Raw genomic sequence first — 24,769 nt, forward strand, 5'->3', positions numbered from 1 at the left:
GAGCCGCGCGGGGGCAGCGTCCACCTGCGGCTGTGGACCGCGGAACGCCTCGCCGAGCGCGTCGGCGCGAACCGGCTGACCGGCACCTGGATCACCCACTACGCCCGTGCGCTCGGCGCGCGGATCGGCGCGGACGCCGATCTGCACTCGCTGCCGCCCGTCACCGGGATGCTGCGGCTCGGCAAGGGCTGCGCCGTCGAACCCGAGGTGGACCTGTCGGGCCACTGGCTCGACGGGGACCTGCTGCACATCGGCAAGATCCGGATCGGCGCGGCGGCCACGGTCGGCGCGCGCAGCACCCTTTTCCCCGGCGCCCGCGTCGGCAAGCGCGCCGAGATCGCGCCGGGCTCCGGTGTGACCGGGGCGGTGCCGGCCGGCCAGCGCTGGTCGGGCGTTCCGGCGGCCCGCTCCGGCAAGGCCGCCCACCGCTGGCCCGGCAGCCGCCCGCCGCGCACCCGTGGGTGGTCCCTGGTCTACGGCCTCACCTCCACCGCGCTGGGCCTGCTGCCCGCGCTGGCGGCGCTGCCCGGACTGCTGACGCTGCTGTTCTTCGTCCGCGGCGAGTCCGCGCCCGGCGCCGCGCTCGCCGCCGCGCTGATCGCCGTACCGCTCGCCACGGTGGTGTCGCTGGCCACTTACGCGCTGCTCGTCCTGGTCCTGGTCAGGGCGCTGGGCACCGGACTGCGCGAGGGGTATCACGCCGTGCACAGCGGCGTCGCCTGGCGGGCCTGGGCCACCGAGCGGCTGATGAACACCGCCCGCGTCGTGCTCTTCCCGCTGTACGCGAGCCTCTTCACCCCGGTATGGCTGCGCGCCCTCGGCATGAAGGTCGGGCGGCGCGTCGAGGCGTCGACCGTCCTGGCGCTGCCCGCGATGACCACGGTCGGCGACGGCGCCTTCCTCGCCGACGACACGATGGTCGCCACCTACGAACTGGGCGGCGGGTGGATGCGTATCGCCGCCGCCCGGGTCGGCAAGCGGGCGTTCCTGGGCAACTCCGGGATGACCGCGCCCGGCCGCTCGGTACCGAAGAACGGCCTGGTCGGTGTCCTGTCCTCGACGCCGAAGGGCGCCAAGGCGGGCAGCTCCTGGCTGGGCATGCCGCCGATGAAACTGCCCCGGGCCGCCGAGGCCGGCGACCAGAGCCGCACCTACGACCCGCCCCGCGCCCTGATGGTGGCGCGCGCCGCCGTCGAGGTGTGCCGCCAGCAGACCCGCGGCCAAGTGGCTGCTGGTCGGCAGGTTCCGGACGGTCGAGCATCCGCTGTGGAGCTCGTTCGTGTGGCGCAACGAGCTCGCGGACACCTTCGTCGAGGTGCTCGCCGTGCCGTGGCTGGTGGGATCGGTCCCCGGCACCCCGCTGATGAACCTGTGGCTGCGGACGCTGGGCGCGCGGATCGGCCGCGGCGCCTGGTGCGAGACGTACTGGCTGCCGGAGGCCGACCTCGTGCGGGTCGGCGCCGGGGCCACCGTCAACCGGGGCTGCGTGGTGCAGACCCATCTGTTCCACGACCGGATCATGCGCATGGACACGGTGACGCTGGGGGATGGATCAACCCTGGGTCCGCATGGCATCGTGCTCCCCGGCGCGACCGTCGGGCCGCGCACCACCATCGGTCCCGCCTCGCTCGTCATGCGCGGCGAATCGGTGCCCGAGGGCACCCGCTGGCTCGGCAACCCGATCGCCGCCTGGCACACCGACCGGCACGCAGAGGGGACCCGCAGTTAGTGAACAAGGCACCGGGGGGCGGCCGTGCGGCCGCCCCGGCCAGGCCCGGGGCGGCCGTCTCCACCGATTCGTACCTGCCCGAGCACGGCAACGGCGGCTACCGTACGGTGCGCTACGACCTGGAACTGGACTTCCGGCCGAGCGCCGACCGGCTGTCCGGCCGGGCCCGGATCTCCGCGGTCACCGAGCACGCGCTCTCCGAGTTCAGCCTCGACCTCGGAGCGTTCCGGATCGACCGGGTCCTGGTGGACGGCAAACGGCCCGCCCGCTACACCCACCGCGCCGGGAAGCTGCGGGTGCGCCCCGCCCGTGAACTGCCCGCGGGAACGCCCTTCGCCGTCGAGGTGCGCTACGTCGGCACCCCGCGGCCGATCCGCAGCCGCTACTGGGGTGACCTGGGCTGGGAGCCGCTGGAGTACGGCGCGCTGGTGGCCGCCCAGCCGATCGGCGCGCCCTCCTGGTTCCCCTGCAACGACCATCCGTCGGACAAGGCCGTCTACCGCATCGCGGTGACGGCGCCGTCGGTGTGCACGGTGCTCGCCAACGGCACCCTGGAGTCGTGCACCATCGGCGGTTCCACCACGACCTGGGTCTACGAGCAGCGGGCGCCGATGGCCAGCTATCTGGCCAGCGTCCAGATCGGCCCCTACGAGCTGGTGGAGCACCTCGGCGGCCCGATCGCGCAGCCCGCGGCCGTCCCGGCCGCCCTGCTCGCCCCGTTCGCCCATGACTTCGGCCGCCAGCCGGAGATGATGGAGCTGTTCCAGGAGCTCTTCGGCCCGTACCCCTTCGACGACTACGCGGTGGTCGTGGTCGACGAGGAGCTGGAGGTTCCGGTCGAGGCGCAGGCCCTGTCGGTCTTCGGTGCCAACCACATCGACGGACGGCGCGGCTTCGAGCGCCTGGTAGCCCATGAACTGGCCCACCAGTGGTTCGGCAACAGCCTCACCCTCGCCGACTGGCGCCACATATGGCTGAACGAGGGCTTCGCCTGCTACGCCGAGTGGCTGTGGTCGGAGGCCGCGGGCGGCGCCCCCGCCACCGTCCTGGCCACCCGTGCGCACACACGGCTCGCCGGACTGCCGCAGGATCTGCGGCTCGCCGACCCGGGCGTACGGCGAATGTTCGACGACCGGCTCTACAAGCGCGGCGCGCTCACGCTGCACGCGCTGCGGACGACGATGGGCGACACGGCCTTCTTCGCGCTGCTGCGCACCTGGACGTCGCAGCACCGCCACCGCACCGTCACCACCGAGCAGTTCACCGCCCTCGCGCAGCAGTACACCCCGCGCCCGCTGGACGCCCTGTTCACGGCGTGGCTGCGCGAGCCCCGGCTCCCGGCACTGCCGCGGGCCGGCGACTGACCGCACTCGGCATCCGGCACCACGGCAGTCCGGCACCACGACATCCCGCACTCCCGCATCACGACATCCGGCGTTCCGGCATGCCGACACACCCGGAACAGCCCTGGATGCCGGGATATGTCATACAAGCTGTATAGGCTCGGCGTCGCAATATGGGCTAAATCGGTCAACTCCTATCATCATCGAGGCTCTGCAGGCCGAGAAGTGAAGGTCCGTCATCGGTTCGCCCTCTCACAGCTGCGGTGATCACCGACTAGGAGACGCCCGTGCCAGGCACTCCCCACTTCTCCCTACGGCGCGGCGCTCCTCGCCGCGGAAACCGTCCCCGAACCCGTCGCGGACGCCCGAGGCACCTCGCCGTCCTGCTCGTGGCGGCCCTGTCGGCGAGTCTGACGCCCGCGGTGGCGGGATCGGCGGCGCAGGCGGCGCCGGGCTCCGACCCCGTCGTCCCCTGCGGCATCACGACGGCTGCGCTGAACCGGCCAGCCACCGCCTCGTCGACCGAGAAGTCCGACACCCCGGCGGAAGCGGCGTTCGACGGCAACGCGGGCACCCGCTGGTCCAGCGCCGCCGCCGATCCGCAGTGGCTGCAGGTCGACCTCGGATCCAGCCGGCCGGTCTGCGGAGTGCAACTGGCCTGGGAGAACGCGTACGCGAGGGCGTACCGGATCCAGGTCTCCGACGACGGCACCGACTGGACCACCGTCTACTCCACCACCGCGGGCCAGGGCGGCATCGAGACGGTGGCGCTGAACGGAACCGGCCGCTATGTGCGGCTGGCCGGCATCCAGCGAGCCACCTCGTGGGGCTATTCGCTCTGGGAGTTCAGCGTCCTCACCCCCGGCGGCACCAGCAGCCCGCCCGGCGGCGGCGGCGGCAGCTGCCCCTGGTCGGGGTCCAGCGCGCCCGTGGCCGAGCGTGTCACGCAGGTCATGGCGCAGATGACGCAGGCCCAGAAGATCCAGATGGTGCACGGCACCGGCAACACCTCGCCGTACGTCGGGAACCTCGCCGCGATCCCGTCCCTGTGCATCCCCTCGGTGGGCTTCCACGACGGCCCCGGCGGGGTGGGCGACGCTTTCTCCGGTGTGACCCAGCTGCCCGCGCCCGTGTCGGCCGCGGCCAGCTGGGACACGGCACTGCAGCACCAGTACGGCGCCGTCGCCGGGAACGAGTTCGCGGGCAAGGGCGCCGATGTGGCACTCGGCCCGACGCTCAACATCGTGCGGGACCCGCGCTGGGGCCGGGCCTTCGAGAGCTACAGCGAGGACCCGTACCTGTCCGGCGAGATGGCCGTCGCCAACATCCAGGGCATCCAGAGCCAGGGCGTCATGGCTCAGGCCAAGCATGTGGCGGTCTACAACCAGGAGACCAACCGCAACGGGCCGAAGGACAACGCGGTCATCGACACCCGCACCCTGCAGGAGATCTATCTGCCCGGGTTCCAGACCGCGGTCAGCAAGGGCGCGGCGGCGTCGGTGATGTGCGGCTACAGCACCGTCAACGGCGCCTACGACTGCCAGCACCCGTACCTGCTGAACACCGCCCTCTACCAGCAGGCGGACTTCGGCGGGTTCGTCACCAGCGACTGGGGCGCGACCCACTCCACCGTGGAGTCCGCGAACAGCGGGATGACGATGGAGATGCCCGGCGGGTACTACTACTCCAACTACCTCGCCCAGGCGGTCGCCAACGGCCAGGTGAGCCAGGCCACGCTGGACACCATGGTGAGCCGGGTACTCACGCAGATGTTCGCCTTCGGCCTCTTCGACCGGAAGCACACCGGGTCGACCACGGCCCTGGTGACCTCCGCCGCCCATCAGGCGACCGCCCGTCGGATCGCCGAACAGGGCAGCGTCCTGCTGAAGAACACCGGTGTGCTGCCGCTGTCGACGGCGTCGACGCACTCGATCGCGCTGCTCGGCCCCGACGCCGGCGCGGGCGTGCGCAGCGTGGGCGGCGGCAGTGCCGTCGTCACCAGCTCCGGCACCGTCTCGCCGCTGGCCGGGATCCAGAACCGGGTCGCGGGCACCGGCACCACCGTCCAGTACAACGACGGCACGGACATCGCCGCCGCGGTCGCCCTGGCCCGCGCCTCCGAGGTGGCGGTCGTCTTCGTCGGGTACGGGGAGAAGGAGGGCACCGACCTGACGGGCATCGATCTGCCCGCCCAGCAGAACGAGCTGGTGGCGCAGGTCGCGGCCGCCAACCCGAGGACTGTGGTGGTGCTCAACACCGGCTCCGCGGTCACCATGCCGTGGCTGGGCCAGGTGCAGGGCGTGCTGGAGGAGTGGTACGCCGGGCAGGAGGTCGGCAACTCCGTCGCCCGGCTGCTGTTCGGCGACGCCAACCCGTCGGGGAAGCTGCCCGTCACCTTCCCGGCGAGCCTGGCCGACGTGCCCGCGCACACCGCGGCCCAGTGGCCGGGCACCGACGGCAAGGTGCAGTACTCGGAGGGCCTGAAGGTCGGCTACCGGTGGTACGACGCCGGCGACGTCACCCCGCTCTTCCCGTTCGGGTTCGGGCTGTCGTACACGACGTTCGCCTTCTCCGGACTCCAGGTCGGGACGCCGGACGCGAGCGGCAACACCACCGTCTCCGCGACCGTCACCAACACCGGCAGCCGCGCCGGCGCGGAGATCGCCCAGCTCTACGTCGGCGCTCCCGCCGCGACGGGTGAACCGGCCCGGCAGCTCAAGGGGTTCCAGCGGGTGGAACTGCAGCCGGGGGCGAGCCGGCGGGTGCAGTTCACCGTCACCGCGCACGATCTGGCGCACTGGTCGGACACCACGGCCGGCTGGACGACCACCCCGGGCGACTACCGGATCCAGGTCGGCGACTCGTCCCGTGAGCTGCCGTTGACCGGGACCCTGACGGTCGGCACACCGCTCTCGGCCAGGACGGTGACCAGCACCGTTACCAGCACGGGCAGCGTCACCGTGACCAACCCGCACGGTATGAGCAGCCGTGCCGGCACCCCGGTGCGGCTGGCCATCGCGGCCCGCACCACCGGATCCGCCGGGACCGGCCCGGTGTTCACCGCGACCGGGCTGCCCGAGGGTCTGTCGATCAGCCCGGCCGGGCTGATCTCCGGTACCGCGACGGCCCCGGGCACCAGCACGGTCTCGGTCACCGCGACCGGCCCCACCGGCGCGACCGACACGGCCGGCTTCGTGTGGACCGTCAGCCGGTCCTGACCTCGCCGACGTGGCCGGTCCGTGCCGTGCCGTCGTGAGCCGGCGACGGCACGGCGCGGCCGACCACGTTGACGGCGGTCCACGCGGCGCCGACCGCGGCGTACTGGCTGCTGGCTGCCCCGTAGAGGTCGCGCGCCGCCGCGAGGGTCGCGGTCCGCGCGGCGTGGTAGTTGGTGGTGGACGTCATGTACACGGTCAGCGCCCGGTACCAGATCGCCGCCGCGGTGTTCTGCCCGATCCCGGTCAGCACCGAGCCGTTGACGGTCGGGCTGTTGTAGGAGATCCCGTTGATGACCCGCGGGCCGCTGCCCTCGGCGAGCAGGAAGAAGAAGTGGTTGCCGATCCCCGAGGCCACGTGCGGGTCGAGGTTCGGGACCGACGTCGACCAGTAGTCGGGTGAGACACCGTCCCTGGACGGCCGGTCCATGTAGCGCAGCGGGGTGCCGTTCCCGTTGAGGTTCGCCTTCTCGCCGATGAGGTAGTCCGGCACGTCGGCCGGGATGTTCGCGGAGAACTCCACCATGGTGGCGAAGATGTCGGAGGTGCTCTCGTTGAGCGCGCCCGCCTCGCCGCTGTAGGTGAGCCCGGCGGTGGCGGAGGTGATGCCGTGGGTGATCTCGTGCGCGCCGATGTCGATGGTGGTCAGCGGATGGGCGTTGTCCGATCCGTCGCCGTAGTTGACACAGCCGCAGGCATCGCTCCAGAAGACGTTGGTGTAGTGGCTGCCGTAGTGGACGACGCTGCGGACGCCCTTGCCGTCGTTCCTGACCCCGAGCCGGTTGAACGAGTACTTGAAGTAGTCCCACACGGAGACGGCGGCGAACTGGGCGTCGACGCCCGCGGACTGGAGATTGGTCGGCAGCCCGTTGCCCCAGATGTTGTCCGCGTCCGTGAGGATGGTGTTGGTACGGCCGTCGACGGTGACGGTGTTGCCACGCGTCGGGTCCTGGAGCAGATAGGACGAGATCGTCTTCGTGGTGGTCAGCGGCACCTGGCCGTCATGCACCCCGTAGCCCGTACCGAGGGCGGGGGAGTCGGCGGCGGCCGTCCCGGTGCCCGCACCCATGACCGACGCCAGCAGCGCCGCGGCCGCGAGAACGGCCCCGGCGGTGAGTCTCCGTCGCATCTGACTGCCTTCCTGTCGCCGGCGCGGGCGCGGTGGCGCCTCGCTCTTGGGGCGCCGGGTGGGCGCCGGGACGAAGCATGACGGTACGGACAGGATCCTTGGCAGGGGCCCGTCAAGAATTGGCGCGCCTTCGCCGGTCAGGAGGCCGGATACGTTCGGCCGGCGGCCGGTATCCGATCCCAGGCGCCCTGGACGGAGCCGGTGCTCCCCTCTACGGTTGCGTCCGTGGACCGGATGAGCGCCTTGGATGCGGGTTTCTACTTCATCGAGGACGAGAACGTGCCGATGCACGTGGGATCGGTCCTGGTGTTCGAGGGGCCGGTGCCGTCGTACGGCGATGTCATCAGACTTCTGGTGTCCAAGCTCCCCGACGTGCCCCGGTACCGGCAGCGGGTCAAGAGCCTGCCGATGCATCTGGGCCGTCCCGTCTGGGTCGACGACGAGCACTTCCAGATCCTCTACCACGTACGCCACACCGCGGTGCCCGCACCGGGCGGCGACGACCAGCTGCGCAACCTCGCCGGCCGGCTCTTCGCCCAGCGTCTGGACCTCACGAAGCCGCTGTGGGAGATCTGGCTCGTGGAAGGGCTGGAGGGCGGCCGTTGGGCGCTCATCTCCAAGGTCCACCACTGCATGATCGACGGAATAGCCGGCACCGACATGATGCAGCTGGTGCTGGACTGGCGTAAGGACAGCGAGCTGTCGGAACCCCGGCCCTGGACGCCGGAGCCGAGCCCGTCCACGCTCGACCTCGTCGCCGACGGAGTGCGCGACGCGGTCCTGACGCCGCTGGAACACCTGTCCGCCGTCCCCGCGCTCGCCCGGCGGTTGCGCAGCGGTTCCGAACTGCTCGGCATCGCCCGCGCCCTGGCCGGCAGCCTGCCGAACACGGCCCGCCGGCTCACCACCCGCGCGGCCGGCTCCCTCAACGGGTCCCTCGGTCCGCACCGCCGCTGGGTGTGGGCGAAGGCGGATCTGACGGAGACCAAGCAGATCCGCAAGGTGACCGGCGGAACGGTCAACGACGTCATCCTCGCCGCGATCACCCGCGGTTTCCGCGATCTGCTGGAGAGCCGCGGTGAGCTGTCCGAGGGCATGGTGGTCCGCACGATGGTGCCGGTCTCCGTGCGCTCGCGGGACCAGCGCAACAAGCTGGACAACCGGGTGAGCGCCGTCCTGCTGAACCTGCCGGTGAGCGAGCCGGATCCGCAGGCGCGGCTGGCCGCGGTGCGCGAGCAGATGGACGACCTCAAGAGCAGCCGCCAGGCGGCGGGCGCCGACGCGATCACGGGTATGGCGAACTTCGCGGCGCCCACCCTGCTCGCGCTGGGCTCGCGCACCGCCATGCGCTTCCCGCAGCAGTTCCTGCAGACCGTCACCACCAACGTGCCGGGCCCGCGGGTGCCGCTGTACATGCTGGGCCGGCGGCTGGCCGAGATCTACCCGTACGTGCCGATCGCCAGCACCATGCGGATCAGCGTCGGGATCTTCTCCTACCTGGGCCAGATCACCTTCGGCATCAACGCCGACTTCGACGGCGTACCCGACATCCAGGTGCTCGCGGACGGCATCCGCGAGGGCTTCGACGAACTGCTCGCGCTGACCTGACACGCGCTCCGTCGCGGCCCCGGTGATCGATTGGCGGGGCCGTGCGGGCAGGCTTAGCCTCGAAGGAGTGACCGAATTCGTTCACTTCCGACCTGAGGCGCAGGCAATCGCGCAGGCACTCCCATGACGGACTCTCAGACGGCATCCCCGGAGTCTGCCGCATCCCCGGAGCGGGGCCACGGCAGCGGTATCGCACTCCTCGTCATCTGTTCGTGCCAGCTGATGGTGGTCCTCGACATCACCATCGTGAACATCGCCCTTCCGCACATCCAGACCTCGCTCGGTTTCTCGACCGAGAACCTGTCCTGGGTCATCAACGCCTACACGCTGACCTTCGGCGGACTGCTGCTGCTCGGCGGGCGGCTGGGCGACATCCTCGGCCGTCGCCGGGTCTTCATCTTCGGCGTGCTGCTCTTCGTGCTCGCCTCGCTGCTCGGCGGACTCTCCCAGGAATCCTGGCAGTTGCTCGCGGCCCGCTCGCTGCAGGGCGTCGGCGGCGCCGTCGCCTCTCCCACCGCCCTCGCGCTCATCACCACGACCTTCCGCGAAGGACCCGAGCGGAACAGGGCGTTCGGTGTGTTCGCCGCCGTCTCGGCGGGCGGCAGCGCGATCGGACTGCTCGCCGGCGGACTGCTCGTGGAGTGGCTCGACTGGCGCTGGGTCTTCTTCGTGAACGTGCCCATCGGCCTGCTGATCGTGCTCGCGACCCCCCGGTTCATCCGGGAGTCCGAGCGCCATGCCGGCCACTTCGACATCATGGGCGCGCTCACGTCCACGCTGGGCATGGTGCTGCTCGTCTACGGATTCATCCGGGCCTCCAAGGACGGCTGGAGCGACAGCGTCACCATCGGGGCCTTCGTGGCGGCCGTGGTGTTCCTGTACCTGTTCATCACCATCGAGCGCCGGTCGCGGCAGCCCATCACCCCACTGTGGATGTTCCGTGACCGCAATCGCGCCGGTGTGTACGGAATGATGCTGAGTCTGTCCGCCGCGATTTTCGGGATGTTCTTCTTCCTGACGCTCTTCGTGCAGAACATTCTGGGATTCAGTCCGCTGCGGGCCGGTCTCGCCTTCCTGCCGGTGAGCGCGATCATCGCGGTGGCCGCGGGGTTCACCTCGCAACTGCTGCCCAAGTGGGGACCCAAGCCCTTCATGGTGGTGGGGGCGGTGCTGGCCGCGGTGGGACTCGGCTGGCTGACGATGACCGATGTCGACAGTTCGTACCTGGGCAGCATCCTCGGCCCCATCCTGGTCTTCGGCACCGGCATGGGTCTGCAGTTCGTGTCCCTGACGCTGATGGCGGTATCGGGCGTCGAGGCGAAGGAGACGGGTGCGGCCTCCGGGATCCTCAACGCCACCCAGCAGGTGGGCGGGTCGCTCGGCCTGTCCGTGCTGGTCACCGTCTTCGGCACGGCCAGTCGCAACGAGGCCACCGACCAGGTCCCCCGGTTCCTGGCGCAGGCGACCCCGGCCCAGCAACTGGAGTTCCGCAGGACCGGACAGCTCCCGTCGCCCTGGGGCGACCAGGTGCTGACTTCGGGCATCTCGACCGCATTCGTCGCCGCCGCCGTCTTCGCTGTCGTCGGCGCACTGATCGCCCTGCTGGTCATCCAGGTACGCCCCTCCGACCTGGAGCGTCTCCAGGGTGGCGGCGCTGTTCCGCTCGTGCCCGCAGAGGTGGGCGAGACGGCTTCCGAGGCGTCGCCGCGAGTGCCGGACCCGCGCGATGTTCCCCCTCCGCCCGGCTGAGCGCCGGGCTCGTGCACTCCGACCACTCGCTTACCGGGGTCAACCGGGGTACACATAGGCCATGGCCCGGTTGACGGTCCGATCCTCGGGCGCCCTGCCGGCCGGCCGACGCAGGTGGATCAGGGGGATACGCAGCGTCGCCGGCCAGGTCTTCGCGCTGCAGGTGGTCGTGGTGCTGCTGCTCGTCCTGGCGGCGGTGTTGGCGCTCGTCCTGGAATCGGAGCACGACAGCACCCAGGAGGCCCGCAACCGCTCGGTCGCCGTCGCGCAGACCTTCGCGAACTCGCCGGGAATCGTGGCGGCGCTGAAGGCCCCGCACCCGACCGCGATCCTCCAGCCGAAGGCCGAGGCCGCCCGGATGGCGTCCGGGGTGGACTTCATCGTCGTGCTCAACACCGACGGCATCCGCTACACGCACCCCAAGCCGGACCGCATCGGCAAGAAGTTCGTCGGCAACTACGAGTCGGCCCTGCAGGGCCAGGTGATCACCGAGAAGATCGTCGGAACCATCGGGCCGCTCGTCCAGGCCACGGTCCCCGTCTACGACACCAACGGCAAGGTCGTCGGCGTGGTCTCCGCCGGGATCACGATCACCAAGGTCAGCGGGGTCGTCGACCGACAGCTGCCGCTCATCCTCGGCGCCGCGACCGTCGCGCTCTCGCTGGCCACGGTCGGGGCGGCACTCACCAGCAAACGGCTACTGCGCCAGACCCACGGTCTGGGGCCGACCGAGATGACCCGGATGTACGAGCACCACGACGCGGTGCTGCACGCGGTCCGGGAGGGCGTGGTCATCGTTGGCGGGGACGGCAGGCTGCTGCTCGCCAACGATGAGGCGCGCCGGCTCCTCGGACTGCCGGCGGACGCCGAGGGGCGCCCCGTGGCCGGCCTGGGACTCAGCAGCCGGGCAGTCGAGCTGCTGGCCTCGGAACAGGCCATGAGCGACGAAGTCCTGCCGGCCGGTGACCGGTTGCTGGTGGTGAACGTCCGGCCCACGGACCGTAACGGCGGGCCCCCTGGCATGGTCGCGACCCTGCGGGACTCCACGGAGCTGCACGCGCTGTCGGACAAGGCCGAGGCGGGCCGCAGACGCCTGCGACTGCTCTACGAGGCCAGCGTGGCCATCGGCACCACTCTGGACGTGGTGCAGACCGCCCAGGAACTCGCCCGGGTGGCCGTCCCCCGGTTCGCCGACTTCGTCTCCGTCGACCTCGCGGTGCCCGTGCTGCGCGGTGAGGAGCCCTCGGGGAGCTCCGGCACCCAGATGCAGCGGGTGGCCGTCAGCGCCATCAGGGACGATGCTCCGCTGTATCCGGTGGGCGAGCCGATCACCATCATCCCGTCCACTCCGCAGGCCTGGAGTCTCGACACCGGACAGGGCGTGTTCGACCCCGACCTCGCGTCGTCCACCGACTGGAAGGTGCAGGATCCCGAGCGCGCCGACGCGATGCTCGCGTACGGGGTCCACTCGGTCGTCAGGGTCCCGCTGCTGGCCCGTGGCGTGCTGCTGGGCATCGCCAAGTTCTGGCGCTCCGAGCGGCCGGAGCGCTTCGACGAGGACGATCTCTCCTTCGCCGAGGAACTGGTCACCCGCGCGGCGGTGTGCATCGACAACGCCCGCCGCTACACACGCGAGCACGCCATGGCCGTCACCCTCCAGCACAGCCTGCTGCCGCACGGCCTGCCCGAGCAGAACGCCGTCGAGGCCGCCTACCGCTATCTGCCCGCGCAGGCCGGCGTCGGCGGGGACTGGTTCGACGTCATCCCCCTGCCGGGCGCCCGGGTCGCGCTGGTGGTGGGTGATGTCGTCGGCCACGGCCTGCACGCCGCCGCCACCATGGGGCGGCTGCGCACCGCGGTCCACAACTTCTCCACGCTGGACCTGCCGCCGGACGAGGTCCTCGGGCATCTCGACGAGCTGGTCGGCCGGATCGACCAGGACCAGACGGCCGCCGGCTCCGGCGACGACGTCACGGGCGCGACCTGCCTGTACGCGATCTACGACCCGGTCTCGCGGCTGTGCACCATGGCCAGGGCGGGCCATCCGCCGCCCGCGCTGGTCCACCCGGACGGGACGGTGGAATTCCCCGACCTGCCCGCCGGCCCGCCGCTCGGCGTCGGCGGTCTGCCGTTCGCGACGGCGGAGATCAGGCTGCCCGAGGGCAGCCGGCTGGTGCTCTACACCGACGGGCTCGTCGAGGACCGTGAGCGGGACATCGACGACGGCCTCGAACGGCTGCGCAGTGCCCTCAAGGACACCGACCGGACCCCGGAGGAGACGTGTGAGGCGGTCCTGGAGGCCCTACTCCCCGCCCACCCGAAGGACGACATCGCCCTGCTCGTCGCCCGCACCCACGTGCTGCCGGCCGACCGGATGGCGGAGTGGGAGGTACCGTCCGACCCCGCGGCCGTGTCCGAGGTCCGTGCCGCGGTCAGCCGGAAGCTGGCGAGCTGGGGCCTGGACGAGACGGCCTTCGTGACCGAGCTGATCCTCAGCGAGCTCGTCACCAACGCCATCCGCTACGGGGCGGAGCCGATCAAGGTCCGGTTGCTGCTCGACCGCACCCTGATCTGCGAGGTGTCCGACACCAGCGACACCTCACCGCACCTGCGCTACGCCGCCACGATGGACGAAGGCGGCCGGGGACTCTTCCTCGTCGCCCAGTTCGCCGAGCGCTGGGGCACCCGCTACACCGCCGACGGCAAGGTCATCTGGAGCGAGCAGCCGCTCCAGGGCTAGCCGGCGAGCCGGACGTCGTCCAGCCAGTCCAGCATCCGCGCGGCGACGACGTCCGGTATCTCCAGCTGCGGCACATGGCCGACGCCGGGGAAGGTCTCGAAGCGCCAGCCGGGATTGCGCGCCGCCGCCGCGCGGGCCGACCGCACCGGCACCAGCCGGTCCCGCTCCCCGCTCATGAGGAAGACCGGCACCCGCAGCGACCGCATGGCGGACCAGTACGTGGTCCGCCGCGCGTTCACCAGCACCAGTGAGCGCGCTGCGGCCAGGAAGGCCGCGTCGAGCCCCGGCACCCCCGCCCGCCGTTCCGCCAGCTCGACCGAGGCGCTGACCAGCTCCTCGGGAACCGCCGACGGGTCGGCGCACACGAGACTGAGCAGCCGCCGTACCTGCTGCCGGGCCGTGCTCCCGGTCCGCGACCGCGCGAGCACCCGTTCCCCCACCCCCGGCACGGCGTAGAGCAGGAACGCCGACAGGACCAGCGGATCGGGCCGGGCCCCGAACGGCAGTGGAAGGGCGGGGTCCACCAGCACGAGTCCGGTGGCCGTCCCCGGACGGGCCGCCGCCTGCAGGATCGAGATCATCCCGCCCATCGAGTTGCCCACCAGCAGCGCCGGCTCCCCGACGACCTCCCGCAGGAAGCGGTCGAGCAGCGCGACGTTGTCCCGTACCGCCGTGCCCCGGCCCGCCGGCTCCGTCAGCCCGAATCCGGCCAGGTCCACGGCGGTCACCCGCAGCCGGGCGGTCAGCAGCGGGGCGAGCAGACACCAGTTGAGGTGGGACCCGCCGAGCCCGTGCACCAGGACCACCCGGGGTGCGCCGGGCGGCCCCCCGAAGTCGACCCAGTGGACGCGCCCGCCGAGGTCCGCGTAGCGGCTGGTTCCGCCCCAGTGGGCCACCGTCGTCATGGCAGTCAGTATTCGCCGCGGTGCTACCCGGCGGTAGGGGGAGGCGGCTGCGGGATGGGGGACGCACCCGGTGCGGCACCGCTGCGGCGGTTTCCGGGCCGCTCGACGCGGTCTCGAGCGGCCGTCGTTGATGCCCCCTCCACACTTACCAGGAGGTAACCCCTGATCTGTTCTGCGGTACTTGTGGACGTCCGGGGCTCGGTGTGAACATCGACCGCTACGGAGCCGGCGGGACCGCCCTGAACGCCGGGCCCGCCGCGCCCGTAGAACACCGCACAGTGTTTTCCGCCCGGCAGCCGCTCCTGAATGGACTCGATATGAAGCCTTCCTTCCGTGCCCAGCTGATAGAGCGGAACCCGGGCGAGCCCGAGTTCCACCAGGCGACACAGGAGGTGCTGGGGACCCTCGCGCCGCTGCTCGCGGCGCGTCCCGAGTTCGCCGAGGCGAAGCTGGTCGAGCGCATCTGTGAACCGGAGCGCCAGCTGATGTTCCGGGTCCCGTGGCAGGACGACTCGGGCGAGATCCACGTCAACCGGGGATTCCGGGTGGAGTTCAACAGCGCGCTGGGTCCGTTCAAGGGCGGTCTGCGCTTCCACCCGTCGGTGAACCTGGGCATCGTGAAGTTCCTCGGGTTCGAGCAGATCTTCAAGAACGCCCTCACCGGACTGAACATCGGTGGCGGCAAGGGCGGCAGCGACTTCGACCCGCACGGCAGGTCGGACTCCGAAGTGATGCGCTTCTGTCAGTCGTTCATGACCGAACTCCACCGCCACCTCGGCGAGCACACGGACGTCCCGGCGGGCGACATCGGCGTCGGCGGCCGCGAGATCGGCTACCTCTTCGGCCAGTACAAGCGCATCACCAACCGGTGGGAAGCGGGCGTCCTCACCGGCAAGGGCCTGGAATGGGGCGGCTCCCAGGCGCGTACGCAGGCCACCGGCTACGGCAACGTCCTGTTCACCGCCGAGATGCTGAAGAAGCGCGGCGAGGACTTCGACGGCCAGCAGGTCACGGTCTCCGGATCGGGCAATGTCGCGATCTACACCATCGAGAAGGCCCAGTCCCTCGGCGCCAACGTCCTGACCTGCTCCGACTCCGGCGGCTATGTCGTCGACGAGAAGGGCATCGACCTCGAACTGCTGCAGCAGATCAAGGAGGTCGAGCGCGGCCGGGTCAGTGACTACGCGGAGCGGCGCGGCGCCTCGGCCCGGTACGTGGCAGGCGGCCGGGTGTGGGACGTGCCCGCCGACGTCGCCCTGCCGTCGGCGACCCAGAACGAGCTCGACGCGGACGCCGCCGCCGTTCTCGTCCGCAACGGTGTGAAGGCCGTTTCCGAGGGCGCCAACATGCCCACCACCCCGGACGCGGTCAAGCTGCTGCAAACCGCCGGGGTCTCCTTCGGGCCCGGCAAGGCGGCCAACGCGGGCGGTGTCGCCACCAGCGCACTGGAGATGCGGCAGAACTCCAGCCGTGAGTCGTGGTCCTTCGAGCGCACGGCGGAGGAGCTCGCGACCATCATGCGCGGCATCCACGACACCTGCTACGACACCGCCGAGCGCTTCGGTGCCCCGGGCGACTACGTCACCGGCGCCAACATCGCCGGCTTCGAGCGCGTGGCCTCCGCGATGCTCTCCCAGGGCGTCGTCTGACCGGTCTCCCGCGGGCGGTGCCCAGCGGGGTGCCCGGAAACCGCTCTGTCAGCATCGGCCGCATGGTCCATCAGACGCCCGGCCTCGTCCCGCGCCGGTACGTGGATCTCCAGTACCAGGCCACCGCCATCATGCCCGCCACGTTAATCGCACAGATGTACGAATGCGTATAGGCTGGTCCCATGGCCGTACATCTGCAGAACTCGCTCTTCGACCAGGAGGACGAGATCGCACCGCGCCCGCTCGACGGGCTGCGCCGTACCGACATCGGGCTCGGCGCCTGGATCGACGTGCTGCCGCAGTGGCTCGTCGGGGCGGACGCGCTCTTCGAGGCGCTGGCGCGGGACGTCGAGTGGCGTGCCGAGCAGCGCGTCATGTACGAGCGCACGGTGGACGTGCCGCGGCTGCTGTCGTTCTTCGGCGACCGCGACGCCCTGCCGCACCCGGCGCTCGACACGGCCCGCTCGGCGCTGAGCGGGCACTACGCCGCCGAGCTCGGTGAGCCGTTCACCACGGCCGGGCTCTGCTTCTACCGCGACGGACGCGATGGTGTCGCCTGGCACGGCGACACCATCGGCCGCGGCGGCACCGAGGACACCATGGTCGCGATCGTCTCCCTGGGGGCGCCGCGGAACCTGGTGCTGCGGCCGCGCTCCGGCGGTCCGGCCGCCGTGCGCATGCCGCTCGGACACGGTGACCTCATCGTCATGGGCGGCAGCTGCCAGCGCTCCTGGGAACACGCGATTCCCAAGACGGCGCGGCCGGTGGGACCCCGGATCAGTGTGCAGTTCCGGCCGCGCGGGGTGCGCTGAACCGGTAGCGGACGGGATCGGGTCGGGTCCGGGCGGGGGCCGGGCCGCTTCGCCCCGGGAGACGGAACGGGAAAGCGGGTACGCATGGGCCACGCGCAGCCTTCACCGCCCCAGCCCTGGAGTTCCCCGCCCATGCTGCTTCACGAACTGGCCGTCACCTCCCAGGCCGTCGGCGCCGAGCCGGCCCGCAACGCGAAGATCGCCCTGCTGGCCGGATACCTCCGGAGCCTGGGGCCCGACGAGCTGCCCGCGGCCGTGGCCCTGCTGTCCGGTGAGTCCCGGCGGATGCGGATCGGGGTCGGCCCCGCCGGCCTGCGCGAACTGCCGCCACCCGCCGGCGAACCGGAGCTCGGCGTGCGGGAGACCCAGGACGTACTGGCCGCGCTCGCCGCCGTGCACGGATCCGGCGCGCAGGGCGAACGGCGCCGGCTGCTGGAGGAGCTGTTCGCCAGGGCCACCGCGCAGGAGCAGACGTTCCTGAGCGCGGTGCTGGTCGGCGAACTGCGGCAGGGCGCACTGGACGCGGTGGTGGCGGACGCCGTCGCCAAGGCGGCCGGTGTGCCGGCGGCGGACGTCCGCCGGGCGCTGATGTTCCGCGGCTCCGCCCGCGCCGTCGCGGCGGCCGCCATGTCGGGCGGGAAGGAGGCGCTGCGCGCGTTCGGGCTGGAGGTCGGGCGCCCGGTACGGCCGATGCTCGCCGCGGCGGCCCCGGACGTCGCCGCCGCCCTGGAGCGGGTGAGCCCCGCCGCGCTGGAGTGGAAACTCGACGGGATCCGGGTCCAGGCGCACCGGGACGGGGACGACGTCTCCGTGTTCACCCGGAGCCTGGACGACATCACCTCCCGCGTACCGGAAGTGGTGGAAGCCGTACGCTCACTGCCCGTGCGGACGGCCGTGCTCGACGGCGAGGCCATCACCCTCGGCCCGGACGGCCGGCCCCGCCCGTTCCAGGTGACCGCCGCCCGCACCGCCTCGCGGCAGGACCCGGAACAGCTGCGGGCCGAGGTGCCGCTGAGCGTCTTCTTCTTCGACCTGCTGCACCGCGACGGCGCCGATCTGCTCGACCTGCCCGCGGAACGCCGCTGGGCGGAACTCGACGACGTGGTGCCGGCGGAACTGCGCGTGCCGCGCACCGTCACCGCGGACGCCGACGACGCCGCGCGCTTCTTCCAGGAGGCACTCGCCCGCGGCCACGAAGGCGTGGTGGCCAAGGACCCGGCCGCGCCGTACGCGGCGGGCCGCCGCGGCGCCGGGTGGATCAAGGTGAAGCCGCGGCACACCCTGGACCTGGTGGTGACGGCCGCCGAATGGGGTCATGGCAGGCGCCAGGGGTGGCTGAGCAATCTGCATCTCGCGGCACGCGGCGAGGAATCCGACCCCGCCCCCTGGGTGATGCTCGGCAAGACCTTCAAGGGGCTCACCGACGAGCTGCTGACCTGGCAGACCACCGAACTGCTGGAGCGGGAGGAGACCCGCGACCGGTATGTCGTCCACGTCCGGCCGGAGTTGGTCGTCGAGGTCGCCTTCGACGGCCTCCAGCGCAGCCCCCGCTACCCGGCGGGCCTCGCCCTGCGCTTCGCGCGCGTGCTGCGCTACCGCGACGACAAGACCGCGGCCGAGGCGGACACGGTGTCCACCGTGCGGGCGCTGGCCGCCGAGGAAGGACTGTAGGTCCCACCTCGTCCTCCGGGTGCGGTGACCACCGCACCCGGACACGGAGCGTGCTTACCAGCCCACCGCGACCAGCAGGTACTGCGGATTCGCGTGGGAGACGAACGAGGACTGGCCGGCGTAGTCGTCGTACGGGAACCCGTACGCCAGCTTGCTGATGCCGTGGTCGTGCCAGAACTTCGCGTAGTAGTTCGCCGGGCCCGCCTGGTAGTACAGGCTGGGGTCCGACCACTGCGACTGCGGCAGCGTGGCGACATGCCGGTTGAGCGCCGAGCACATCCCCGGGCTCTCGGACAGGGTGCCCGCGCAGCCGAAGACATCGGACGTGGGAGCGTTGACACCGACCGAGTTCGCGTAGGCGGTGTAGTAGTTGGCGTTCACCCCGCCGGCCCGGAACGTCGGGTCGCTGCCCGGCGCGATGATCCGGTACGGGGCCTGGGACTGCGCCAGCACCTTGAACTGCGCCGGCACCTCGTTGATGAACTTCTGGAAGGTGACCGACCGGTCCTCGGCGAAGGTGGCCTGGTCCTCACCCACGGACACGTCGTAACCGTCGCGGGTGTGCAGCCGCATCGCGAGCTTCAGGCCGAACGCGTCGACCCGTGTGGTGTTGCCGTTGAAGACGTTCGCTCCGACGGTGAACTCGATGAAGTCGAAGTACTGGCCGTTCGGCGTGCCGACGTAGAAGTACATCCGCCCGGCGGAGTTGACGGGCATGTCGAAGTACGGCTGATCGGCGATCGAGTGGACCTGCCCGTTGTAGCTCCAGTAGACCTGGCTGTCCGGGTACTTGCCGTTGGTCCGGTTGAGGATCTTGAGCATGACGACGTTCTGCGCGGGCGGGATGGTGCTGGTGTCGCCCCAGAACGAACCGGGGTCCGTCGGGGGAGTGGTGGGCGGGGTGCCCGGTGAACCGGAGCGCACCTGGAACTCCCACAGGGAGTAGCCGTAGGCGGTGGCGCGCGTGGTGCCGTTCATGCGGACGTAACGGCCGGTGCCGTTGACGTCGAGGGTCTGGGTGCCACCGGTTCCGGTGGTGGCGGAGTAGACCGTGGTCCAGTTGCCCGTTCCGCTGTCGGAGACCTGGATCTGGAAGCCCTTCGCGTACGCCGCCTCCCACTGCAGGACGACCTGGCAGAGCGACGCGGTGCCCCGAGGTCGACCTGGACCCACTGCGGATCGCTGAACGCGCTGGACCAGCGGGTGCCGGTGTTGCCGTCGACGGCGGCGCCGGCGAGGGTTCCGGCGTTCTCGGCGGAGGACGCGGTGGCCGGCTTCCCCTGCGAGAGCAGCGCGCCCGCCGCGTGGGCCGGCGGCTGCGTCACGACGAAGAGCAGGCTCGCAAGTAACGCGGTGAGCAGGGCGATGAGGACATACGGTCGGCGCTTGTCGCGGCTCAACCGATGGCGCACCAGCAAGGAACGATCGCCTGACATGGCATCTCCTGAACGGGTGGGGGTCCGTGATGGAGCCGGAAACGTCGAGAGAGCGCTCTCCCGGTGGGGTGATGTTTACAACCGCGTTTCCTCGGCGTCAAGAAGTAGCTCCATAATCGCCCCAACCCACCTGCTGACAACGAGGGTTGAACACGCGCCGAGCGCGGGGAACCTGACAGGCCGGGTTCCCCGCGCTCGGCACGGATCGCTGTGCGGGGCCGGCTCAGGTGTGCGGCCGCCGGCCCTTCTCCTGCTTCGGGAACGTCTGGTCGGCGCCGGGGAGAACCGGCTTGGGGAGGGTGGCCACTTCCTTCTTGGCCTCCTCCAGCTGCTTCGCCGTGTCGTGCGGCAGCCGCGGCGGCCGCACGGTGGCGTGGGAGAAGCGGAACGCCGAGGTCAGATCGCCGAAGGTGCGCCGCCGCCACTGTGTGACGTTCGGTGCCTCGACGCCGGTGAACCGCTCCAGGAACTGCAGTGCCGAGGTGTGGTCGAAGGCCTCGCTCGCCACCCAGCCGCCCACGGTCCAGGGCGAGACGATGATCGCCGGGACCCGGAAGCCACCGCCGATCGGCAGCCCCTGGACGAACTCGTCGACCGTGCCTGCCTTCGGCGTGGGCGGGGCCACATGGTCGAACAGGCCGTCGTTCTCGTCGTAGTTGAGGATGAACGCGGTCTTCGCCCACACCTTCGGATTGGACGCGATGGCCTCGATCTTCTGCGCCACGAAGTCGGCGCCGGCCGCCGGCAGGTAGTCCGGGTGCTCGGACTGGAAGCTCGTCGGCATGATCCAGGAGACCGTCGGCAGCCGGTCGTTGCGCGCGTCGTCCTCGAAGGTGCCCTCGGGCTGCGGGCGCATGCCGCGCTCGTAGAGGTCCTCGCCCGGCTTGGAGTCCCGGAACGTCTTGAACTGCTCCAGCATGTTGCAGCCGTAGTCGTCGTCCTGCTGGTACACCTTCCAGCTGATGCCGGCGGCCTGCAGGCGCTCCGCGTAGGTCGGCCACCGGTACGGCGTGGGCGCCTTGTTGGTGAGCACCGGGCCGCCCATCGTGCCGCCGGGGTCGATGGTGCCGGTCATCCAGTACAGGCGGTTCGGCCAGGTCGGGCCGAAGACCGAGCAGAAGTAGTTGTCGCAGATGGTGAAGGTCTCCGCGAGGGCGAACTGGAAGGGGATGTCCTTCCGCGTGTAGTAGCCCATCACGTACGGGCCGTTGACCCCGTCGGCCTTGCGGTGTGCGGGCAGCCACTGGTCCATCCTGCCGCCGTTCCAGGCGGCGTGCTGCACGGCCCAGGCGTGGCTGGTGGACGGGATGGCCTGGGCGCTGGACTTGTGGGTGTCCAGATGGAACGGCAGCAGATAGCCGTCCGGGTTGACGGTGTCGGGCTGGTAGAAGACCGAGCGCCTGTTGTCCAGCTTCAGCGCGTGCGGATCGTTGAAGCCGCGGACGCCGGAGAGGGTGCCGAAGTAGTGGTCGAAGGAGCGGTTCTCCTGCATCAGCATGACGACATGCTCGATGTCGTTCAGCGAACCGTGCCGCGGTGGTCCCGCCGCGACGGCCTTCTGCACGCTGGGCGGCAGCAGGGAGAGCGCCGCCGCGCCTCCCATCGCCCCCGCCGCCGATCCGAGGAGTCTGCGTCGCGTCAACTCGGCCATGAACATCCCTTCTCGACCTGTCGGTGCGAGCCCTGGTCGTGGACCCATCAACACCTTTGCGGGGACCGGGAGGGAGGCGAAGGGGGCAATCGGTGAACACGTGACCAACGAGCAGCGAGCACCGGGCCACGGCACGGCAGGCCGCCGCGGGAGGGCGGGAGCTCCACCGGACGTCATGTCTCCATGGGGCACCTGACGCAGAGTCATGGTGCCGGGACACGCCCATGGCCGGGCCGGCGGGGGATGATGACCGGGTGGAGATCCGTATCGAGGCCTCAGACCTGCCCGGCCGTGCCTTCGTCCTCGGCCCGGACTTCCCCGCCGCGGGCAACGTTCACATCGGCGTGCAGCGCAAGGACCGGCCGGGCGAGTGGACGGGCCTCCACCCGGGTGACGCCGCGTCGGCGAGCTGGACCCTGGAGGCCGTCGCCGTGGCGACCGCCACCGGGACGGAACTCGAAGGCCCTTACATCCAGAACCGGCTGGGCGGGCAGTTCGTCTTCCTGTCCTGGGTCACGGTGGACGCGGCGGGTGTGACCGACATGCTGCGCCGGGCGAAGCTGATGTTCGCCGACGTCCCGTCGGAGACGTTCGACGAGGCGGTGCGCGGTGGCCGGCTGACCGCGCGGCTGCGGCTGACGACCGCCGAGGGCCGGCCGCTGTGCGGGCGGGTGCGGCCGCCCCTGGTGACCTGGTCGGCAACCACCCCGCAGACGCTACGGCCCAGGTGAGTTGTCAGAACCGGATGCCACACTTTTCCCATGACTGAGACTGTGAAGGGCCCCGCCGCCTATTTCCCCTCGATCGAGCAGAAGTACGGCCGCCCGATCGCCGAATGGAAGGACCTCATCCGGTCCTCGCCGCTGACCAGGCACATGGAACTGGTCGGGTGGCTCAAGGCCGAGCACGGCATGGGCCATGGCCATGCGAACGCCCTGGTCGCGCACACCCTCGCCGAGGACAACGGTAAATAGCCCGCCGGCGCGGACTCCGCGCGGCGGGCTGTCGCCCGGATCAGACGGTGGCGAGGGAGATCTCGGTCGACTTGATGAGCGCGACCACGGAGGTGCCGGCGGTCAGGCCGAGGTCGGTGACGGCGTCCTTGGTGATGGCCGCGGTCAGTTCGCCGCCCGGGACGGTGACCTTGACGCTGGCCATCGCGCCGCCGGTGGCGACCTCGGAGATGGTGCCGGCGAGCTGGTTGCGGATGCTCAGGCCTTCGACCGGGCCGGTGGCCAGGGAGACCTCCGTCGACTTCACCAGGGTGCGGACGGCCGTACCCTCGGCGATCCCGAGCTCCTTGACGGCTTCCAGCGTGATGGCCGCGGTGATGTCCTGGCCGCCGTCCAGCCGGACCTTGACGGTCGCCATGACCTCGCCGGCGGTGACGTCGGTGACGGTGCCGGGAATCTGGTTGCGGATGCTCAGACTCATGAAGGTGCGCCTCGCAAAGTGAGTGGAATGTCGGGCTTGGCCCGTCGTGTCCCTTCACCGTAGCCACACTCCGCGCACCCGTTCCGGCACGCGTCGCAAACGCCATGCCAGTGGCGGGAACGGCCTGGCACATCCCCCACAACTGCCCGATTCCGCCGGTTCGCCACGCCGCGGCCGGGCGACCGCTCAGCCCTCCAGCGCCTTCCGGTCGACCACGCCGACCGCGCGCCCGTCGAGCAGGACGACGGCGGCCTCGTGGCGGCGTTGAGGAGTGTCGAGGCAGGCGAGCGCACTGGAGAGCGGCTGGCCGAGGCCGACGACGGGCAGCGCCGGGGCGAGGTGGTCGCGCAGCGGCTCCTCAGGACCCGCACCCGAGTCGAGTGCCCGCTGGAGTCCGGCGGCCTCGGCCGAGCCGGTGATCTCGGAGGCGGCGATACCGAACGGCCGCTCGGCGCGGGCGAGCACCACGGGCGCGACATCGGTCCGCGCGGCGCGCAGCACGGCCAGTGCCTCGCCCAGCGAGGCGGTGGAAGCGACGGTGACGAAGTTTTCGCCGTGGCCCCGGGCGTCGCCCAGGACCGTGCGCACCGTCGGTTCGGTGTCATCGCGGTGCCGGGGCTCCTCCAGGAAGCCGCGCTGCCGCAGCCAGTCGTCGCTGAGCGCCGAGGACAGATAGGAGCGGCCCGAGTCGGGCAGCAGGACGACGACCAGGTCGTCGGGGCCCAGCCGCCGTGCCACCCGTAGCGCCGCGGCCACCGCCGTCCCCGAGGAGGGGCCCACCAGCAGTCCTTCCTCACGGGCCATCCGCCGCGCCGTCAGCAACGACTCCCGGTCCGGCACCCGTTCGAACACGTCGACCACGCTCCGGTGGTACGACTCGGGCCACACGTCCTCCGAGGTCTCCGGATGGACGAAGTGGCCGATGCTCTCCACGAAGTAGGAGCTGCCGTCGCCGCCGGCGTACACCGACGCCTCCGGGTCCGCGCCGACGACGGTGACCCGTCCGTCGGATGCCTTCTTCAGGACGGCGCCGGTGCCGCTGTAGGTGGCGCCGGTGCCGACGCCCGCCCCGAAGTGCGTGACCCGCCCGCCGGTCTGCTCCCAGATCTCCGGCCCGGTGGTCACCACATGGGCGTCCGGGTTGGCCGGGTTGTCGTACTGGTTCGCCAGCCAGGCGCCGGGGATCTCCTCCGCGAGCCGGCGCACGACATGGAAGAGGTGGTCCGGATGGTCCTTGGAGAGCGCGGTCGGGGCAAGCACGACCTCGGCGCCGTAGGCCCGCAGGATGTCGCTCTTCTCCGGGGCGGCCCGCTCGGACACCCCGATCACGACCCGGTAGCCGCGCTGCCGTCCGACGATGGCCAGCCCGATGCCGGTGTTCCCCGACGTCGCCTCGATGATGGTGCCGCCCGGCCGGAGCTCACCCGTACGCTCGGCCTCCCGCACCATCGACAGCGCGGCACGGTCCTTGACGCTGCCGCCGATGCTGAGGAACTCCGCCTTCGCGTAGACCGGAGTCACGATTCCCGCGCCCAGCCGCGCCAGCCGGAACAGCGGCGTCCCGCCGATCGCGTCCGTGACCGATTCGTAGACGGTCATCTCTGGAACCTCGTCCCTCTTCCGGTGGTTTCGACGCGACGGAACCACCGGGTGTGAAGGACCAGCGGCAACACCGCGGGGCCGGTGTCCGGTTCATGG

15 protein-coding genes and 2 pseudogenes are annotated in these 24,769 nt (G+C 71.1%); 11 read left to right on the top strand and 6 right to left on the bottom strand.

Translation table 11 applies throughout. The features are described 5' to 3' along the window. The 3 genes and pseudogenes from O3W51_RS33740 to O3W51_RS33750 all read left to right on the top strand — a co-directional run. Positions 1–1,729 (top strand): annotated as a pseudogene (locus O3W51_RS33740) (Pls/PosA family non-ribosomal peptide synthetase); the annotation flags it as partial. Continuing rightward, positions 1,729–3,093, top strand: a complete 1,365-nt coding sequence (locus O3W51_RS33745) for a M1 family metallopeptidase (RefSeq protein WP_138356878.1) — start codon at positions 1,729–1,731, stop codon at positions 3,091–3,093. The pseudogene O3W51_RS33740 and the gene O3W51_RS33745, both read left to right, overlap by 1 nt. A 266-nt stretch (positions 3,094–3,359) precedes the next feature. After that, the gene (locus tag O3W51_RS33750) at positions 3,360–6,290 is read left to right on the top strand and encodes a glycoside hydrolase family 3 C-terminal domain-containing protein (RefSeq protein WP_269288214.1); all 2,931 of its coding nucleotides are present in this window, start codon (positions 3,360–3,362) and stop codon (positions 6,288–6,290) included. Here the strand turns inward: O3W51_RS33750 and O3W51_RS33755 are convergent. Further along, positions 6,277–7,416, bottom strand: coding sequence for a M4 family metallopeptidase (locus O3W51_RS33755; protein ID WP_138356880.1), 1,140 nt, complete (start codon positions 7,414–7,416; stop codon positions 6,277–6,279). The two genes, O3W51_RS33750 and O3W51_RS33755, sit on opposite strands and share 14 nt — an antisense overlap. A gap of 234 nt (positions 7,417–7,650) precedes the next feature. Here O3W51_RS33755 and O3W51_RS33760 point away from each other — a divergent pair, with 234 nt between their 5' ends. The 3 genes from O3W51_RS33760 (at position 7,651) to O3W51_RS33770 (ending at position 13,513) form a co-directional block, all read left to right on the top strand. Next, positions 7,651–9,024 carry a WS/DGAT/MGAT family O-acyltransferase gene (locus O3W51_RS33760; protein ID WP_198358292.1) on the top strand — a complete coding sequence of 458 codons (1,374 nt, stop codon included), beginning with the start codon at positions 7,651–7,653 and terminating at the stop codon, positions 9,022–9,024. A 123-nt stretch (positions 9,025–9,147) separates the two neighbouring features. Beyond that, on the top strand, positions 9,148–10,773 hold the full coding sequence (locus tag O3W51_RS33765) for an MFS transporter (RefSeq protein WP_138356882.1): 1,626 nt from the start codon (positions 9,148–9,150) through the stop codon (positions 10,771–10,773). A 61-nt stretch (positions 10,774–10,834) separates the two neighbouring features. Continuing rightward, the gene (locus O3W51_RS33770; protein ID WP_138356883.1) at positions 10,835–13,513 is read left to right on the top strand and encodes a SpoIIE family protein phosphatase/ATP-binding protein; all 2,679 of its coding nucleotides are present in this window, start codon (positions 10,835–10,837) and stop codon (positions 13,511–13,513) included. Here the strand turns inward: O3W51_RS33770 and O3W51_RS33775 are convergent. After that, a complete protein-coding gene (locus O3W51_RS33775) occupies positions 13,510–14,418 on the bottom strand; it encodes an alpha/beta fold hydrolase (RefSeq protein WP_164296387.1) in 909 nt (302 codons plus the stop codon). The genes O3W51_RS33770 and O3W51_RS33775 overlap by 4 nt on opposite strands. Before the next feature lie 317 nt (positions 14,419–14,735). Here O3W51_RS33775 and gdhA point away from each other — a divergent pair, with 317 nt between their 5' ends. The 3 genes from gdhA to O3W51_RS33790 all read left to right on the top strand — a co-directional run bounded on the left by gdhA (position 14,736) and on the right by O3W51_RS33790 (position 18,550). Further along, on the top strand, positions 14,736–16,067 hold the full coding sequence (gene gdhA / locus O3W51_RS33780; RefSeq protein WP_269288216.1) for an NADP-specific glutamate dehydrogenase: 1,332 nt from the start codon (positions 14,736–14,738) through the stop codon (positions 16,065–16,067). Positions 16,068–16,249: 182 nt separating this feature from the next. After that, positions 16,250–16,879, top strand: coding sequence for an alpha-ketoglutarate-dependent dioxygenase AlkB (locus O3W51_RS33785; RefSeq protein ID WP_138356886.1), 630 nt, complete (start codon positions 16,250–16,252; stop codon positions 16,877–16,879). Positions 16,880–17,011: 132 nt separating this feature from the next. Next, entirely contained in the window at positions 17,012–18,550 is a 1,539-nt protein-coding gene (locus O3W51_RS33790) for an ATP-dependent DNA ligase (protein ID WP_138356887.1), read from the top strand. Between the two features lie 54 nt (positions 18,551–18,604). Here O3W51_RS33790 and O3W51_RS33795 read toward each other — a convergent pair. Then, a pseudogene (locus tag O3W51_RS33795) lies at positions 18,605–19,986 on the bottom strand (beta-1,3-glucanase family protein). 223 nt (positions 19,987–20,209) lie between these two features. Beyond that, complete coding sequence (locus O3W51_RS33805) at positions 20,210–21,637, bottom strand: alkaline phosphatase family protein (protein WP_138356889.1); 1,428 nt, start codon at positions 21,635–21,637, stop codon at positions 20,210–20,212. A gap of 254 nt (positions 21,638–21,891) precedes the next feature. Here O3W51_RS33805 and O3W51_RS33810 point away from each other — a divergent pair, with 254 nt between their 5' ends. Together O3W51_RS33810 and O3W51_RS33815 are read left to right on the top strand one after the other, a co-directional pair. Next, the gene (locus O3W51_RS33810) at positions 21,892–22,368 is read left to right on the top strand and encodes a DUF5990 family protein (protein WP_244809015.1); all 477 of its coding nucleotides are present in this window, start codon (positions 21,892–21,894) and stop codon (positions 22,366–22,368) included. A gap of 30 nt (positions 22,369–22,398) precedes the next feature. After that, positions 22,399–22,611, top strand: coding sequence for a DUF4287 domain-containing protein (locus tag O3W51_RS33815; RefSeq protein ID WP_138356891.1), 213 nt, complete (start codon positions 22,399–22,401; stop codon positions 22,609–22,611). Between the two features lie 40 nt (positions 22,612–22,651). Here the strand turns inward: O3W51_RS33815 and O3W51_RS33820 are convergent, their stop codons facing one another. Further along, a complete protein-coding gene (locus O3W51_RS33820) occupies positions 22,652–23,071 on the bottom strand; it encodes a TOBE domain-containing protein (RefSeq protein ID WP_138356892.1) in 420 nt (139 codons plus the stop codon). A gap of 186 nt (positions 23,072–23,257) precedes the next feature. Next, the gene (locus O3W51_RS33825) at positions 23,258–24,670 is read right to left on the bottom strand and encodes a pyridoxal-phosphate dependent enzyme (RefSeq protein ID WP_269288219.1); all 1,413 of its coding nucleotides are present in this window, start codon (positions 24,668–24,670) and stop codon (positions 23,258–23,260) included. Positions 24,671–24,769: the final 99 nt, after the last annotated feature.

Source organism: Streptomyces sp. H39-C1 (assembly GCF_027158125.1).
Lineage (GTDB): Bacteria > Actinomycetota > Actinomycetes > Streptomycetales > Streptomycetaceae > Actinacidiphila > Actinacidiphila fildesensis.